The 285-nt window shown below is 54.4% G+C and carries 1 rRNA gene; it reads left to right on the forward strand.

Annotation, left to right across the window (positions count from 1 at the left end):
- Positions 1–285: ribosomal RNA gene (locus V6B97_RS17245) — 23S ribosomal RNA — on the forward strand; the annotation flags it as partial.

Here is a 285-nt window from a genome sequence, read left to right on the forward strand (position 1 = left end):
TAGCGCGCGCAAACCGTACCGGAAACCAACACAGGTGGGTGGGGTGAATAACCCAAGGCGCTCGAGAGAACTCTGGCCAAGGAACTCGGCAAAATAACCCCGTAACTTCGGAAGAAGGGGTGCTCTTTAGGGTGAAGGATTCTCTCTTTAAGCCCTGAGGAGCCGCAGAGAAATGAGGGTGGCGACTGTTTACTAAAAACATAGGTCTCTGCTAAGTCGCAAGACGACGTATAGGGACTGACGCCTGCCCGGTGCCGGAAGGTTAAGAGGAGAGGTCAGCGCAAG

Origin of the sequence: Nitratidesulfovibrio sp. 1201_IL3209, assembly GCF_036763125.1 — a bacterium.
GTDB lineage: Bacteria > Desulfobacterota > Desulfovibrionia > Desulfovibrionales > Desulfovibrionaceae > Cupidesulfovibrio.